This is a genomic window from Halorhabdus sp. BNX81 (assembly GCF_029229925.1).
Taxonomy (GTDB): Archaea; Halobacteriota; Halobacteria; order Halobacteriales; family Haloarculaceae; genus Halorhabdus.
Genome location: NZ_CP107254.1, coordinates 2,138,489 through 2,155,561, shown reverse-complemented (window position 1 = coordinate 2,155,561; position 17,073 = coordinate 2,138,489). Strand labels below are relative to the sequence as shown.

Below are 17,073 nucleotides of genomic sequence, written 5' to 3'. Positions count from 1 at the left end.
TGCCGTCGGCTCGTTCGACGGTGCCTGCTAAACCTGGACCTGACGGTCTACTCCCCATCGCGAGAACAACGACACAGGATACACAATGACAACAGATCAGCCGACACAGCCAACCGAGACGGACGAATCGACGACTGACCGAGACGAACTTCCGGACGAGGAGTCCGAGACACACCGACAGTCCAGTACGTCCAGACGGTCGTTTTTGCAGACGACGGCGGTTGCGGGACTGGCCGGCCTGGGCGTCGGGAGCGGTGCCGTCGGCTCAGCGGCTGCAGCCGGTATTCCAACGCCGTGGCTCGAAGTCGATGGCAACCTCCTGCGGGATCCCCACGGCAACAAGGTGATACTGCGGGGTGTGAACGTTATCGACCCCGCGCGGGCCGCCGAGGAGTGGCGCAAGAACATCGAGCCGCTGATCGAGCTGGCGACCGATCCGGGCGAGGGCTGGCACGCCCACGTCATTCGGCTGCCGATGCAGCCTCAGGACATCGGCGATCACGGTCCGGGCACGGCGGCCCCGACGCCGGGATTCACGCAGGACGAACTCCAGAATTATCTCGCGGAGTACGTCGATCCGGCGGTCGACGCTGCCGAGGAGGTCGGCGCGTACATCATGCTGGACTATCACCGCCACTATCCGGAGGGCCCCGACTGGGACTCGCCGGAACTCGACGAGGAGATCCGGCTGTTCTGGAACGAGGTCGCACCACGCTACAGCGATCGCTCACACGTCATCTACGAACTCTACAACGAACCCAACACGCCCTATCCGGGGGCCGGCGATCCGACTGACGACGTCGGCGTCACCGACCCCCGTGCCGAGGAGAACTACCTGTACTGGCGTGAGACGGCCCAACCGTGGGTCGACCTCATTCGGGAGCACGCTTCCCGGAATCTGATCGTCATCGGGTCGCCGCGCTGGAGCCAGTTCACCTACTGGGCGGGCGAACACGAGTTCGAGGGCGACAACCTCGCATATGCGGGCCACGTCTACGCCCACGAGAACCTCCGGCCGCTGTCGACGTATTTCGGCGAGCCCTCAGAGGAGGTTCCGGTGTTCATGAGCGAGTTCGGGTACGGCACCGAGGGCTCGCCCTACCTCGTCGGGACCAACGAGGTCGAGGGCCAGCAGTTCCTCGACCTCTTCGACGCCCACGACATCCACTGGCAGGTCTGGTGTTTCGACCACACCTGGTCGCCCGGGATGTTGAATCGCGACTACGAGGTCGACAGTCCCCACGGTCGGCTGTTCAAGGAGCGACTCCGCGAGAAGCGCAACGACGACCTGCCGGCGAGCGCCGGCGGTGGCGACGAGACGCCGCCCTCGGCCCCGTCGAACCTCGCCGTGACCGAGACGGGAAGCGAGAGCGTCGGTCTGACGTGGGACGCTGCGAGTGATTCCGGCGGCTCCGGCCTCGCCACTTATGCCGTCTACCTCGACGGCGCGCTGGATCATCGGGTCACTGCCGGGACGACCGCTACAGAAGTCAGCGGCCTGCTGCCGGAGACGACCTACGAGTTCGCGGTCAGCGCCGTCGACGGCGCGGGCAACGAGTCCGACAGGAGCGGGGCCGTCACCGCGACGACCAACCCGCCGGCGAGCGAGCGCCTGGTCCTCAACGATTTCGACGGCGACCCGGCGTGGGCGGACAGTCGCAACGAACTCGGAAACTGGTGTGGCGCCGGTTCCTTCGCAAACGACGACGGCGAGGTCGCGGACGGCGCACTCGTCCTGGAATACGACGGCGGCTGGCTGCAGTCGTACGTTCGCCAGGATGTCTCGTCGTTTTCGACGCTGAACCTGCAGATTCGCGGTGCCGATGGTGGCGAGCAGTCGGCCTTTTCAGTGGATCTCGGCGGCGGGGGCGGCGTCCTCGCCGAGATCACTGACGACACGATCGACACGTCGTTCTCGACAGTGTCGATCGACATGGCCGCCGCCGGGATGGACGCGGCGAGTCCCGGTGCAGTCTATCTGGACTTCTGGTCGGGTGATGGAACGAGTGGAACGATCGAGATCGACGAAATCTGGTTCGAATAGCAACCCATGACACACAACAATCCAGACGACGACAGTACAGCCCGACGAACGACCGAGCCGACGGAGTCACCGTCAACTGCCGGCATCGCGAGCGCGTCACGGCGGGATTTCCTGAAAGCAGCAGCGGCAGGCGGCGCGCTCGCGACCGGCTTCGGCGGTGGCCTCGTCGGGAGTGCGGCCGCGGACGTCATCCCGACGCCGCCGCTGCACGTCGATGGCAACCTCATCAAGGACCCCGACGGCGCGACGGTCAACCTCCGGGGGGTCAACATGGCCGACCCCAAGCGGATCAACGTCACCGCGCCGGCCAGGGGCAAGACCGCGACGGACGTGGTCGACCTGCTGACGAACACGGACGACGACTGGCATTCACGGGTCATCCGGATCCCGGTCCAGCCGGTCGATATCGGCGAGCACGAACCCGGTGAAGGGCCACCGCCGGTCGCCTTCGACGAGGGCCAACTCGAGACGTACCTCGAAGAACACCTCGATCCCGTCATCGAGCGGTGTCTTCAGCGCGGCGCATACGCCATCATCGACTATCATCGCCACCGCGACGTCCAGTGGAACGACGACACGCTGGGCGAGGAAGTCGAGATGTTCTGGGACACCGTCGCGCCGCGGTACGCCGACCAGCCCCACGTCATGTACGAACTGTACAACGAGCCGACCGAGCCGGGGATGTGGGGCGATCCGACCCAGAGCCAGAATTGGGCGGACGTCTGGCGCGACTGGAAGGCGACGGCCCAGCCGTGGGTCGACACCATCCGCGAGCACGCGCCCGACAACCTGATCCTGATCGGGTCGCCCAGCTGGTCACAGAGCCCCGAGGGGGCCTTAGTCGAGCCTTTCGACGGCGAGAACTTGGCCTATACCTTCCACATCTATCCCGGTCACAACTCCAGTCAGGACAACGACTGGGAGGACGCCACGAACAACGGCGAGGGCGTCGCCGGCGTCTACGAGGAGTATCCCCTGTTCGTCACCGAGTGGGGCTGGGAGGAGAACGGCGGCCAGTACATCGGCGGGACGACCTCCGGCTATGGCGAGCCGTTCCTCGAATTTTTGGAGAAGAGTGACGCCATCCACTGGACGGCCTGGTGTGCCGACCCCGTCTGGCGGCCGGTCATGTTCGACCGGGCGTTCACCGAAGAGAGTTTCGAGGACAACATCGGCAACCCCTACGCGGAGGACGTGCCCGAGGACTGTGCCGACCTGCCCTGCGATTGGACGTTGCTCGGGGGCGACAGCTACATGGGCGAGACCGTCAAGAACGCCCTGATCGACTATCAGGACGCCAACCCGCCGACGGTGCCCTACGACGAGCAACCGCCGACCACCCCGTCGAACCTCACCGCCGAAAACGTCACCGAGACGACGGTCGAGCTCTCCTGGGACGGCTCGACCGACCAGGGCGAGGCCGGTCTCTCCCATTACAACGTCACCGTCGACGGCCAAAAGATCACACAGGTGCCCGAAGCGACCACGGCCACGACCGTCGAGGGACTGGAATCCGATACGACAGTCACGATCGGCGTGAGCGCGGTCGATCGCGCGCGCAACGAATCCGAGACGGTCACGGTCGAGGTGACGACCGACGCCTTCGAGGACTCGACGCCGCCGTCCGTGCCGGCGAATCTGTCGTCGCCGGAGAACACCTGGCAGTCGGTGACTATCTCGTGGGACGACTCCACCGACGAAGGTGACGCCGAGACCGCGGGACTCGATGGCTACGTCGTCTACGTCGATGGCGAACTCGAACGCGAAGTCGCTGCCGAGACGACGCAAGTCCAGATCGGCGGCCTGGATTCGGACAGCACCTACGAGTTCGGCGTGAGCGCGGTCGACCGTGCCGACAACGAGTCCGACATCGCGACCATCGACGTCACGACGGACCTCGCCCGCGCCGGGCCGAACGACCTGCTGATCAACGACTACGACGGCGACCCGGCCTGGCCGGATTCGAACGACCTCGGCAACTGGGTCGGCACCGGCGGCTTCGAGAGCGCAGAGGTCGTCGACGGCCGCCTCGAAATCGACTACAACGCCAGTGGCTGGTACGGCACTGGCGTCTCCCAGGACATCACCGACTACCCGACGCTGCGGATGAAGGTGACCGGCGAGAACGGCGGCGAGCACCGCGGCATCGAGTTGCAGTTCGCGGGCATCGACCCATTGCTCTCGGAGGTCACAGACGGCACGATCGGGACCACCGAGTCGATCGTCTCCGTCGACCTCGAGGCGGCCGGTGCTGACCTGGAGTCGCCCGGTCAACTCACCCTCCGGTTCTACGATGCCGGCGATAGCTCGATCTCGATCGACGAACTCTGGCTGGACAGCGACGAACCGGCCCAGGGCGGCGACTCGATCGCCCCGACGGCACCCGCGAGCGTCGAGTCGCCGACCCAGTCGGAGACGGCCGTCGAGATCGAGTGGAGCGCTTCGAGCGACGACGGAGGCTCGGGACTCGATCACTACAACGTCTCCGTCGACGGAAGCATCGATCAGCAGGTGCCGGCTGGGACGACCGCCGCGACGATCGAGGGGCTCGACGCCGGGTCGAGCTACGAAATCGGTGTCTCGGCCGTCGACGGCGCTGGCAACGAGTCCAGCCAGACGACGGTGACGGTCTCGACGGCCGGTGGCGACGATGAGGCACCGAGTGCGCCGGCGAACCTCACCTCGACGGACCGGACCGCCACGACCATCGACCTCACGTGGGACGCCTCGACCGACGAGGGCGGGTCCGGCCTGGATCACTACGCCGTCAGCGTCGACAGTGAACAGGTCCAGCAGGTTGACGCGGGGACGACCACCGCGACGGTTTCGGAGCTCTCGCCAGGAACGAGCTACGACATCGCCGTCACGGCGGTCGACGCTGCCGGCAACGAGTCCAGTCCGGCGACGCTGACGGTGGCGACGACCGACGGCGACGACGAGCAAGCGCCCACGATGCCCGGGAACCTCTCGGTCACCGGATCGACCGCCCAATCCATCGCCGTCTCCTGGGACGCCTCGACGGACAGCGGTGGGTCCGGGCTGGACCACTACACCATCTTCCTCGACGGGAGCCAGGACCAGCAGATCGAGGCCGGCACGACGGAGGCGACTGTCACCGGTCTCGACCCGGCGACGACCTACGAGATCGGGGTTTCGGCCGCCGACGGCGCGGGCAACGAGTCCGAGACGACGACCGTCGAAGCGACGACCGACGAAGGCGGGGAAGAACCGCCCGAAGACGCCCTGGTCGTCAACGACTACGACGGGGATCCCGCGTGGGCGAACCACCGCAACGATCTCGGCAACTGGTGTGGTGCGGGCTCCTTCGCAAACGGCGGCGGCGACGTCGAAGATGGCGCACTCGTCCTCGAATACGACAACGCCGGATGGTTCGTCGAGCAGGTCCAGCAGGATGTCAGCGAGTACTCCTCGATCGTCTTCTCGATCGCCGGCGAGAGCGGCGGCGAGGGCGATCACTTCGTCGTCGGCGTCGGCGGGAATCGCTCGACGTTCAGCGACGTCGCGGACGGCTCGATCGGGACCTCGGTCGCCGACGTCGCGATCGACATGGAATCGGCCGGCATCGACGCCGGATCACTGGGTGAACTCCGCCTGAACTTCTGGCAGGCCGGCTCCGGGAGCGGGACACTTCGGATCGAGGAGATCCGACTGGAGTGATTCCGATGGCACGAGACAACCATACTGACGCCGGCGGCGGTGCAGACCGTCCCGACGGACGGACGTATCGTCCGGACGACCGACGGTCGGCACTCGCGGCGTCGCGACGGGACGTCCTCCGCACCATCGGTGCGGGGGCGCTGCTGGGCTCGATCGGGACGGCGAGCGTTCAGGCAGCACCCGGGGACCGCGAGTTCGTCGACACCGACGGCCCGGAGTTCACCGTCGGCGGCGACCCCGTCTACTTCAGCGGGACGAACAACTTCTGGGTGACCGATCCCTACAGCGATCGCTCGCGGATCGACGACGTCCTCGCGCTGTGTGCGGACCTGGATCAGAATTTGCTGCGGACCTGGGCGTTCTGTGCGGGCGAGGGCGGCCAGTGTCTCCAGCCCGAACCGGGGGTGTTCAACGAGGCAGCGCTGCAGCACCTCGACTATCTCGTCGCGAAAGCCGGCGAACACGGGGTGCGACTCATCCTCTCGCTGGTCAATAACTGGGACGACTACGGCGGCATCGCCCAGTACGTCGAGTGGGCGGACGGCGCGAGCGAGCACGGCGACTTCTACGTCAACGAGGCGTGTCGTGAACTGTATCGCACCCACGTCGAGACGCTTCTCACGCGAAAGAATTCGATCACCGGCGTCGAGTACCGCAATGACCCCGCGATCGCGATGTGGGAACTCGCCAACGAACCCCGACTGGAGGACGACGACACGGAAACCATCGACGACCGGGAGGCCGCCCTCACCGAGTGGTTCGCCGACATGTCCGGGTTCATCAAGGATCTCGACGACAACCACCTGGTGACGACCGGGTTGGAGGGCTTCTACACACGCCCGGACGGGCCAAACTGGATGTACGGTGACTGGACCGGCCAGAACTTCATCGCCCATCACGAGATCGACACGATCGACGTGTGTTCGTTCCACCTCTATCCGTACCACTGGCCCGGCATGGGGCTGGCGGGCCAACTCGCCGAGGACGACGTCGTCAGTGCCGTCGAGTGGATCCGCGAACACGCCGCCGACGCCCGCGAGACGCTCGAAAAGCCCGCGTTGCTGGGGGAGTTCAACGTCAACGTCCAGGAACACGACCTGGCGACGCGAAACGATCGGTTGCGGGCGTGGTACGACGCCCTCGACAGCCAGGACGCGGGCGCAGCGGCGATCTGGCAACTGGTGCTCGAGGACACCGAGGACCACGACGGCTTCCAGGTCTACCGGAGCGAGTCCGGTGACATCCTCTCGGGGTACGCATCGACGATCCGCGAAAAGTCCGGGAGTACCGACGGCACGCCGACGGCCGACGCGACGGCACCCTCTTCGCTCCGAATCGGCGAGTCCGGCGATTTCAGCGGCACCTACTCCTTCGACCCGGACGGCTCGATCGCCGCCTACGACTGGGACTTCGATGACGGCGCGACGGCCACCGGCGAGCGGGTGGCCCACCGTTTCGCTGAAGCCGGCTCCCACGAGGCTGAACTGACTGTCACCGACGATAGCGGCGCGACTGACGCCGATACCGAGTCAGTTTCCGTCGAAGGCATCCCGGAAGACTCGTTTCTCGTCGAGGGCGCGGGCGAGACGTTCCACCGCGACACCAAGCAGTGTCACTTCGCGTCGATGCCCGCCTCGGGCGACGTGGCGGTCACGGCCCGCGTCGCGGATCTCGAACCAGTCGATCCCCAGACCCAGGCCGGTGTGCTGGTGGCCGACGATCCGGCCGCGCCCGGCGCGCTCGGTGCCGCCACGATCACGCCCGGCGAGGGGAGCGAACTGACGCGGGCTTACGACTCGACGGTGTGGCGCGAGCGTGCCGGCGACGATCGCACGCCGCCGATCTGGTTGCGCGTCAAGCGGTCGGGGTCGTCGGTGTCGGCGTCAGTCTCGCCGGACGGCTCGGACTGGACGGAGATCGGGTCCGGCGACGTCGATCTCCCCGAGGACGTCCACGTCGGGCTGTTCGTCAGCGCCAACAGCGCGGGCGAACTCGCCGCCGCCCGCTTCGACGAAGTCGATTGGCTAGAGGACTGGACGGCGTCCGACGTCGGCCCCGTTTCGGTGGCCGGCGCGACGACCGCCGGCGACGGCACCACGGACGACGGTGATGGCGACGAGGACACGACGCCGCCGACGGCGCCCGGCGATCTGGCAGTGACCGGGACGACGGATTCCTCGATTTCGCTCTCGTGGGACGCCGCCACTGACGACGGTGGGTCGGGCCTTGCCCACTACGATGTCTCCGTCGACGGCGCGCTCGACCAGCAGGTCCCCGCTGGCACGACGACCGCGACGGTCGACGGACTCGATCCCGCTACCGAGTACGAGATCGGTGTCTCGGCCGTCGATAGCGCGGGCAACGAATCCGGGACCGTGACGGTGACGGCGACGACCGGGGACGGCGACGACGAGGCACCGACGGCGCCCGCCGACCTGACGGCGACCGAAACCACGAGCTCCTCGGTCTCGCTCTCGTGGGACGCCTCGACGGATTCGGGCGGGTCTGGGGTCGAGCAGTACGTCGTTGCCGTCGACGGCGAAACGGTCCACTCCGTCGAGGCCGGCACGACGAGTACGACCGTCGAGGAACTGGACGCCGGGACGACCTACGAGGTCGGCGTCTCGGCGATCGACGGTGCCGGCAACGAGTCCGACCCGGCCGTCATCGAGGTGACGACCGCCGAGAGCGACGACGGCGGGGAAGAACCGCCAGAAAATGCCCTGGTCGTCAACGACTACGACGGCGATCCGGCGTGGGCGGACAACCGGAACGACCTCGGGAACTGGTGTGGCGCCGGCTCCTTCGAGAACGGCGGCGGCGACGTCGAGGACGGCGCGCTGGTCCTCGAGTACGACAACGCCGGGTGGTTCGTCGAGCAGGTCCAGCAGGACGTCTCGGACTACGCGGAGCTGGTGGTCGTCCTCAGCGGGGAAAGCGGCGGCGAAGGCGATCACTTCGTTGTCTCGCTCGGCGGTGATCGAGCGACGTTCAGTACCGTTGCCGACGGCTCGATCGGGACCACGCCGGAACCGATCTCTATCGATCTGGAATCGGCGGGCATCGACGCCACGTCGCCGGGCGAACTCCGCCTGAACTTCTGGGAGGGCGGCGCCGGGAGCGGAACGCTCCGGATCGAGGCGATACGATTCGAGTGAACAGGCATGGGACGTAACTCACGGAGAGCGATTGCACGCGGGGGCGGCGGGCGGCCGCCGGCCCGGACTGTCGCCGGCGTCCCGGCCGGGGGCGCGTCGCTGTTTCGACTGTATCGGGGGATGAACGATCGCGAACACATGACGACAGATGACGAACGAACTGACCGAATCGACTGACGCATCGGCGACTGATCACACTGACGAGGCGGCCCGAGAGGACCCCGGCCTCACGCCGTCACGCCGGACGTTCCTCGGGGCGATGGCGAGTGCTGGGACGATCGGTGCCGGGCTTTCGGCCGCCACTGGGACCGGAGCCGCCGGGGTTCCGACACCACGCCTGCACACCGAGGGGCGGTGGATCCGCGACCCGGCGGGCAACGACGTGACGCTCCGGGGGATGGCACCCGCTGACCCCGGTTTCTACCGGCAGTACCACCCCAAGAGCTTCGAGGAAGTCCTGGAGTGGGCGACGGACACGGAGCGCGGCTGGCATCCAAACACCGTCCGGTTGCCCTGCACGCAGGACTCGATCGACGCGCTGGGCCTGGAGACGTACGTCACCGAGGTACTCCGCCCCGCGGTCGACCTGCTGGCGGCCCGGGACGTCTACGCGCTGGTGGACTTCCACCTCATCAGACCCTATACGCAGGAAGCAACTGAGACCTACAACGAGGAGAACGACGACGACCTCGCACCGATCGACGACGTGATGACGACCTTCTGGGATCGGGTCGCCCCGGAGTTCGCCGAGGACGAACACGTCATCTACGAGCTGTTCAACGAGCCGACCCAGCCGGCGATGTACGGCGACGACGCCGGTGCCTTTCAGGCCTGGCGTGACGCCGCCCAGCCGTGGGTCGACCTCGTCCGCGAGCACGCCCCGGAGACGCCGATCATCATCGGCTCGCCGCGCTGGACGTCGGTGACCCACATGGCGCCGGAGTATCCCTTCGATGGGGAGAACCTGATCTACGCGGCGCACATCTACCCCGACAACGGACCGCCCGCGGACTTCGACCAGTGGTACGGCGAACCGGCAAACGACGTCCCGGTCGTCGTCACGGAGTTCGGCTGGGAACCCACCGGGGGATCCGTCGATCAGGGCACCACCTCCGGGTGGGGCGAGCCGTTCCGCGAGTGGGTCGAGGGTTACGAGAACATGGGGTGGATCTCGTGGTGTTTCGACGACTCCTGGGAGCCGGCCTTCTTCGAGTCGCCGGACTCGGGAGCGAACGAGCCCTGGACGCTCAAGGACGACCCCGACCAGATGGGCGGGTACATCAAGACCTGGCTCGAGGCGACCAAAGACCAGGGCATCCCGGAGAGTACGATCGATGACGACGTCGCACCGCCGGCACCCTCGGGGCTCGAGGTAACTCGTTCGACCGAGATCAGCGTCGAGATCGCCTGGAGCGCCGTCACCGACGAGGGCGAGGCCGGCTTTTCCCATTACAACGTCTACGTCGACGGCGAGCGCCGCGGGCAGGTGATCGACGGGACGGCGACGACGGTCGACGGCCTGGAACCGGCTTCGACCTACGAGGTCGGTGTTTCTGCCGTCGACAGTGCGGGCAACGAGTCCAATCAGACGACGACGGTCGCCGAAACGATCGCCACCGACGCCGGCCAGTCGGCGTTCGTCGAGCACGAACTCCCGGGCCGCATCCAGGCCGAGGACTTTGACGAGGGTGGCCAGGGAATCGCCTATTACGATACGGGATCCACGAACGAGGCCGGGGCCGACTACCGCGAGACGGGCGTCGACATCGGGACGGCCGTCGAGTCGGGGTACAACGTCGGGTACACCGAGACCGGCGAGTGGCTGGAGTACACCGTCACCGTCGAATCCGGTGGTAGCTACGAGGCCACCGTTCGGGTTGCCAACGGCGCTGATTCGGGTGGCGACCTCCGGATCGAGGTCGACCGCGCCGAGGTGGCGACCCAGAACGTCTGGCCGACCGGTGGCTGGGAGAACTTCGAGGAGATCCGGGTCGGCGAGGTCGACCTCCCCGAGGGCGAGCACGTCATCCGGATCGTCGTCGAGACCAGCGGCTGGAACTTCGACTGGGTCGAGTTCACGGGCGGCGACGGCGGCGGCGAGGACGTGACCCCGCCGACTGCTCCCTCGAACCTCTCAGTGACCACGACGACGCCGTCATCCGCCGAGATCGAGTGGAGCGCTTCGAGCGACGACGGAGGCTCGGGACTCGACCATTACGCAATTTCCGTCGACGGCAGTCTCGATCAGCAGGTCCCAGCCGGGACCACGTCGGCGACGATCGCCGATCTCGCGGCCAAGACGAGCTACGAGATCGGCGTCTCGGCCGTCGACGCGGCCGGCAACGAGTCGGCGACGGTGACTGTCGACGTGACGACCGACGCCGGCGACGACACGACCCCGCCGACTGTCCCCGGGGACCTCTCGGTCGAGGGCACGAGTGAGTCCTCGATTGACCTCGCCTGGAGTGGGGCTTCGGACGCCGGCACGGGTGTCGACGCCTACGCCGTCTACGTCGACGGGAGCCGAGATCTGGCGGTTGAGGCAGGGACGACGACGGCGACGATCGACGGCCTCACCGCCGCGACGACCTACGAGGTCGGGGTTTCGGCGATCGACACGGCCGGCAACGAGTCGGCGACGGCGACCGTCGAGGCTACCACCGACGAGGCCGACGACGGCGAAGGCGATGAGGACGACGAATCACCGGCAGACGCCCTGGTCGTCAACGATTACGACGGCGATCCGTCGTGGTCGAGCAATCGCAACGACCTCGGCAAGTGGTGCGGCGCCGGGTCGTTCCAGAATGGCACTGCCGGAGGCGGTGCGGTCGAGGACGGCGAGCTGGTCCTCGAATACGACAATGCCGGGTGGTTCGTCGAACAGGTCCAGCAAGACGTCAGCGACTACTCGACGGTCGTGTTGCGGGTCAGCGGGGCGAACGGCGGCGAGGAGAGCGAGTTCCTCTTCGACATGGGCGGTGCGCGCGACTTGCTCGCGAATCTGACCGACGACTCGATCACGACGAGTGTCACTGACGTCGCGATCGACATGGACGCGGCCGGGATCGACCCGTCGGGCGGGGGACTCTCGATCCGCCTGAACTTCTGGCAAGGAGGTGCGAGCACGCTCGAAATCGAAGAGATCCGACTCGAATAGGCATCGAACCGTTCGATCAGACGCCACCGGACCGGGCCCGTTAGGGATGGGGTGATGACGGCCCAGGGTCCGGTGGCACAACCAACGACACGATATCCATGACAGAACACGACGCGAACTCACGGGGAATGGGGCGGACGAAAACTGACCGGGACACCGATCTGTTCCGTCGGGACCTGCTTGCGGCGATGGGACTGGGCGCGGGATCGGTCGCGCTCGGGACGGACGTGGCCACGCCGAGCGTGGTCTCCCGAGCAGCCGCACAGACTGAGTTGGGCTTCGACTACGCCCACGCGCTCCAGCAGTCACTGTACTTCTATGACGCCAATCGCTGTGGTGCGACGACGATGGGCGATCGCCTCCAGTGGCGCGGCGAGTGCCACCCTTCGGACACTGAGATTCCGCTCGATGCGGCGACCGAAGACGGCGGGACCAACCTCTCTGGGAGCTTCATCGAGGAGTACAGCGACGTACTCGACCCCGACGGCACCGGGACGGTCGACGTCAGCGGCGGGTTCCACGACGCCGGCGACCACATGAAGTTCGGGCTCCCCCAGTCCTACAGCGCCTCGACGCTTTCCTGGGCGCTCTACGAGTTCGAGGACGCCTTCCGGGACGTGGGGGTCTACGACCACATGGTCGACATCCTGCGGCACTTCGCCGATTACTTCCTGAAGTCGACGTTCCGGGATGACGAAGGCAACGTCGTCGCCTTCTGCTATCACGTCGGCGAGGGGAGTATCGACCACAACTACTGGGGGCCGCCGGAACTCCAGTCGTCCGAGGAGTACCCCCGGCCAGCCTACTTCGCCACGCCGGAGGATCCGGCCAGCGACCAGTGCGCCGGGGCGGCCGCGGCGCTGACGATTACCTCGCTCGTCCTGGAGTCCGAGGATTCGGCGTACGCGGCGGAGTGTCTCGACACCGCACAAGCGCTGTATGACTTCGCTGTCGAGAACCGCGGACTGGGGTATGACGGCGGCTTCTACGATTCGAGTTACGACGAGGACGAACTCTCCTGGGCGGCGGTCTGGTTGCACATCGCGACTGAGGACGACGCGTATCTGGATGACATCCTCGCGACCGACGATTCGGGCACCTACACTGGGTATTTCGGCGAGATCATCGACTCGACCGACGACGACTGGCAGAACATCTGGGTCCACTCCTGGGACACGGTCTGGGGCGGCGTCTTCCTCAAACTCGCGCCGATCACCGACGACCCCGAACACTGGCAGATCGCCCGCTGGAACCTGGAGTATCTCTCCGGCGGTTCGGTCGAGCATGACGACGCCAATGACACGAACTACGCCTCGACGTCGGATGCTGGGTTCACCGTGCTCAACACGTGGGGGTCGGCCCGGTACAACGCCGCCGCGCAGTTCCAGGCGATGGTCTACCGGAAGTACCGCGACACCGAGAAGGCGGTCGCGTTCACCGACTGGGCGGCGACCCAGATGAACTACATCATGGGTGACAATCCCTTCGGCTACTCGCTGATCGTCGGGTTCACCGACGATCACGCCGAGCATCCCCACCACCGGGCGGCCCACGGTTCGAAGACAAACAGCATGGAGGAACCCGAAGAGCATCGCCACACGCTGTGGGGTGCCCTGGTCGGCGGGCCCGACGAGGACGACACCCACGTCGACGAGACCTCCGATTACGTCTACAACGAGGTCGCGATCGACTTCAACGCGGGACTGGTCGGTGCGCTCGCGGGGTTCAACACCTTCTACGACGATACCGGCGAGCCAGTCGCCGAGTTCCCGCCGGGTGAGGAGCCGATCGACGCCTACTACGCCGAGGGGGAGGTCCTCCAGGAGAACGCCGACCGGACACAGGTTCGAGTCACGATCCACAACGAATCGATCCACCCGCCCCATCGTGAGGACGGCCTCAGCGCCCGCTATTTCATCGACGTCAGCGAGTTGCGCGACGCCGGCCAGTCGATCGACGCCGTCTCGGTCGAGGTCCAGTACGACCAGCAATCAACCATGGGCGATGGGTCGGCCGACGTCTCGGGGCCGATCGCCTGGGACGAGGATGCCGGCATCTACTACATCGAACTCGACTGGTCGGGCAACCAGATCTATGGCGCACGGGAGATTCAGATCTCGATGATCGCCGAACAGGACGACAACTGGGAGAGCAACTGGGATCCATCGAACGATCCGAGCTTCCAGGACATCGGCGAGGAGGCGACCGTCACCGAGGCGATCCCCGTCTACCTCGACGGCGAACTGGTTTACGGCCAGCTTCCGGGTGAGTCCGAGTCCGAGCCCGACGATACGACCGCCCCGACGGCCCCATCGAACCTCTCGGTGGTCGAGACGACCGCGTCCTCGGCCGAGATCGAGTGGGACGCCGCCACCGACGAGGGTGGGTCCGGCCTCGATCACTACACTGTCTCCGTTGCGAGCGACTTCGACCAGCAGGTCGAGGCCGGGACGACAAGGGCGACTGTCGAAGAACTCGCCGCCGAGACGACCTACGAGATCGGCGTCTCGGCGGTCGACGGTGCCGGCAACGAGTCCGATACCGTGTCCGTCGAGGTGACGACCGACGACGCAGACGACAGCGGGAACGAGGACCAACCCGCTGAGGCGCTGGTCGTCAACGACTACGACGGCGACCCGGCGTGGTCGAGCAATCGCAACGACCTCGGCCAGTGGTGTGGGGCCGGCTCCTTCGAGAACGGGAGCGGCGATGTCGAAGACGGTGCCCTGGTGCTTGAGTACGACAACGGCGGGTGGTATCAGGAGCAGATCAACCGGCGTGTCGAGGAGTACGAGACACTTGTCTTGCGCGTACGCGGTGCCAACGGTGGCGAGGGCGAGGAGTTCATCGTCGATGTCGGCGGCACGCGCGGATATCTGTCCGACCTGACTGACGATTCGATCGGAACGAGCGTTACCGACGTTGCGATCGACATGGAGTCGGCCGGTATCGACCCCACCGCCGAGGGGCTTGCGGTCCGGCTCAACTTCTGGCAAGGAGGCAATAGCACGCTCGAAATCGAGGCGGTGCGCTTCGAGTAGGCGTGTCTTGACCGCTCTATAGCGTAAACCCAGGGTTTCGGTGTCTCGGATTCGACCAGTCTATTAATTTATGGTGGAAATTCTCCTCGTTCGTGATGTTTATTTAATAATAGAAGGTTATTATCATCTGGTATGGTCAAACGAAGGACTGTATTGAAAGGGAGCATCGCACTCGGAAGCCTGGGTCTGGCGACGTCAGTCCTGGGCCAGGAACATTCGCCGCTGGTCGTCCATTCGTTCGACGGGGGGACCTATCCGGGCTCCAACGACCTCGGCAACTGGGCGGACGCGGGGAGTTTCGCCAACGGGAGCGGGTCGGGCGAGGTCGAGGACGGCGCGCTCCGTCTGGAGTATGACAACGCCGGCTGGTTCGGGAGCAACGTCTCCCAGTCGATCGACGACTACCAGTATCTCACGCTTCGAATCCGCGGGGACGAGGGCGGCGAGCAGTCGGATTTCATGCTCAAGATCGGCGGCGCCTCGGATCTGCTGGAAAACCTGACGGATGACTCGATCGGCACCGACTACTCGACCGTCTCGATCGATCTCGAATCGGTCGGTGCTGACCTGGCGAGTCCACAGGCAGTCAGGTTCAACTTCTGGCAGGGGGCCTCAGGGGCCGTCGAGATCGATCGGATCGCGGTGACGACCGACCCGGACGACGACGGTTCGGAGACACCGACGGAGACGCCCGAAGACACGCCGACTGAAACGCCCGAAGACACGCCGACGGAGACGCCAGACGACACGCCGACGGAGACGGAACCCGACGATGATGACGGGGAACCGACCTGGGATGTCCCGTTCCCGGACCGGCCGCCGGAGCCTGATACCCTGCCGTCTGACATCACCGGTAGCACGACGGTCGCCGAACTCTACGAACACTTCGATGATCCGTACTACGTCCCACGGGACTTCACGGACTACCTACCCGGCGAGACGTCCTCGACCGGCCAGGCGTGGACGGACGCCGAGAAGGCCGAGGAGTTCAACTACGACGTCGAGGCCGTCCAGAACAACATCAGCGACGGGTCGCTGACCCTCGATCAACTCGGCACGCAGGCGCTGCCCTACGTCCAGCAACTCGCCGACAACGACTTCCCCGCCCATGCGACCGTGAAACTCCTCCCGCGGCTCGCGCTGTTGCCGGACGAGACCGAAGATCCCGGCACGCACGACGACCCCGACAACGTCTGGGACGAGACCGCCGGCCCGACCCAAGCGACGAACGGTCCTGACCAGTTCATCCAGGACCGCTGGCCGACGGACGCCCGAACGTACCAGCCTGACGAGGTCCGCGTGCGTGATCGCGTCCACGACCAGCCGGAGTACGACGACAGCCGCGAGTGGGGGAGTTCGGCTGACCTGCCAGAGGACGTCGTCAACAACCCGGACAACCCCATCCACGAGATGGTGGCCGACAAGGTCGACCCGCGGACCGGCGAGTCGCTTGGCGGCGACGGCTTCACCGCCAACGCGCCGATGGAAGCGTCCGTCGAGATCCACGAGAACGGCGGCGGCTACTGGAACCAGTACATCGTCCTGAAGAACACGGGCGAGGTGCCGTACTTCCAGGACGGCATGGTCATCACGTGGCTCGGGCCGTCGGGCGACGCCGCGAACCTCGCGGACGGCCACTGGAACAACCCCCACCGCCCGAGTCAGTCGCTGGGCCACCCCCAGCGCGACGTGATCGAAGTCATCCACCCCGACTACGAGGGCATGTCGGCCTACGCCGTCCGGTGTGCAAATCACGACGAGCCCTACCACATGCGGACGATCTACCCGAACCAGCAGGTCGCCATGGAGATCGGGACGCCCGCGAACCCCGAGCAGTGGTCCTCGTCCTCGGCGCGCCAGGACCTGGTCGACACGATGCTGGACTCGTTGCACGTCGAACTGGAGACCAACCTCAGCCGGAACGACCGGCTCATCGACGCCATCGACCTGAAATATCGGGTCCCGAACTGATCGTCGACGGGTCATACCGCGCCC

General features: G+C 66.2%; 7 protein-coding genes. All 7 read left to right on the top strand.

The window, feature by feature from the left end; genetic code table 11:
* Positions 1 to 85: 85 nt before the first annotated feature.
* The 7 genes from HBNXHr_RS10840 (at position 86) to HBNXHr_RS10810 (ending at position 17,049) form a co-directional block, all read left to right on the top strand.
* Complete coding sequence (locus HBNXHr_RS10840) at positions 86 to 2,044, top strand: cellulase family glycosylhydrolase (RefSeq protein WP_275882134.1); 1,959 nt, start codon at positions 86 to 88, stop codon at positions 2,042 to 2,044.
* Between the two features lie 6 nt (positions 2,045 to 2,050).
* A complete protein-coding gene (locus HBNXHr_RS10835) occupies positions 2,051 to 5,722 on the top strand; it encodes a fibronectin type III domain-containing protein (RefSeq protein ID WP_275882133.1) in 3,672 nt (1,223 codons plus the stop codon).
* A gap of 5 nt (positions 5,723 to 5,727) precedes the next feature.
* Positions 5,728 to 8,880: a fibronectin type III domain-containing protein gene (locus tag HBNXHr_RS10830; protein ID WP_275882132.1), complete on the top strand. Its 3,153-nt coding sequence runs from the start codon at positions 5,728 to 5,730 to the stop codon at positions 8,878 to 8,880.
* 6 nt (positions 8,881 to 8,886) lie between these two features.
* On the top strand, positions 8,887 to 9,057 hold the full coding sequence (locus HBNXHr_RS10825) for a hypothetical protein (protein WP_275737216.1): 171 nt from the start codon (positions 8,887 to 8,889) through the stop codon (positions 9,055 to 9,057).
* Positions 9,029 to 12,037 (top strand): fibronectin type III domain-containing protein, encoded by a 3,009-nt coding sequence (locus HBNXHr_RS10820; RefSeq protein ID WP_275882131.1) that lies wholly within the window; start codon positions 9,029 to 9,031, stop codon positions 12,035 to 12,037. Before HBNXHr_RS10825 ends, HBNXHr_RS10820 begins: the two co-directional genes overlap by 29 nt.
* A gap of 98 nt (positions 12,038 to 12,135) precedes the next feature.
* Positions 12,136 to 15,078, top strand: coding sequence for a glycoside hydrolase family 9 protein (locus tag HBNXHr_RS10815; protein WP_275882130.1), 2,943 nt, complete (start codon positions 12,136 to 12,138; stop codon positions 15,076 to 15,078).
* Positions 15,079 to 15,210: 132 nt separating this feature from the next.
* Positions 15,211 to 17,049 carry a hypothetical protein gene (locus HBNXHr_RS10810; protein ID WP_275882129.1) on the top strand — a complete coding sequence of 613 codons (1,839 nt, stop codon included), beginning with the start codon at positions 15,211 to 15,213 and terminating at the stop codon, positions 17,047 to 17,049.
* Positions 17,050 to 17,073 lie beyond the last annotated feature (24 nt).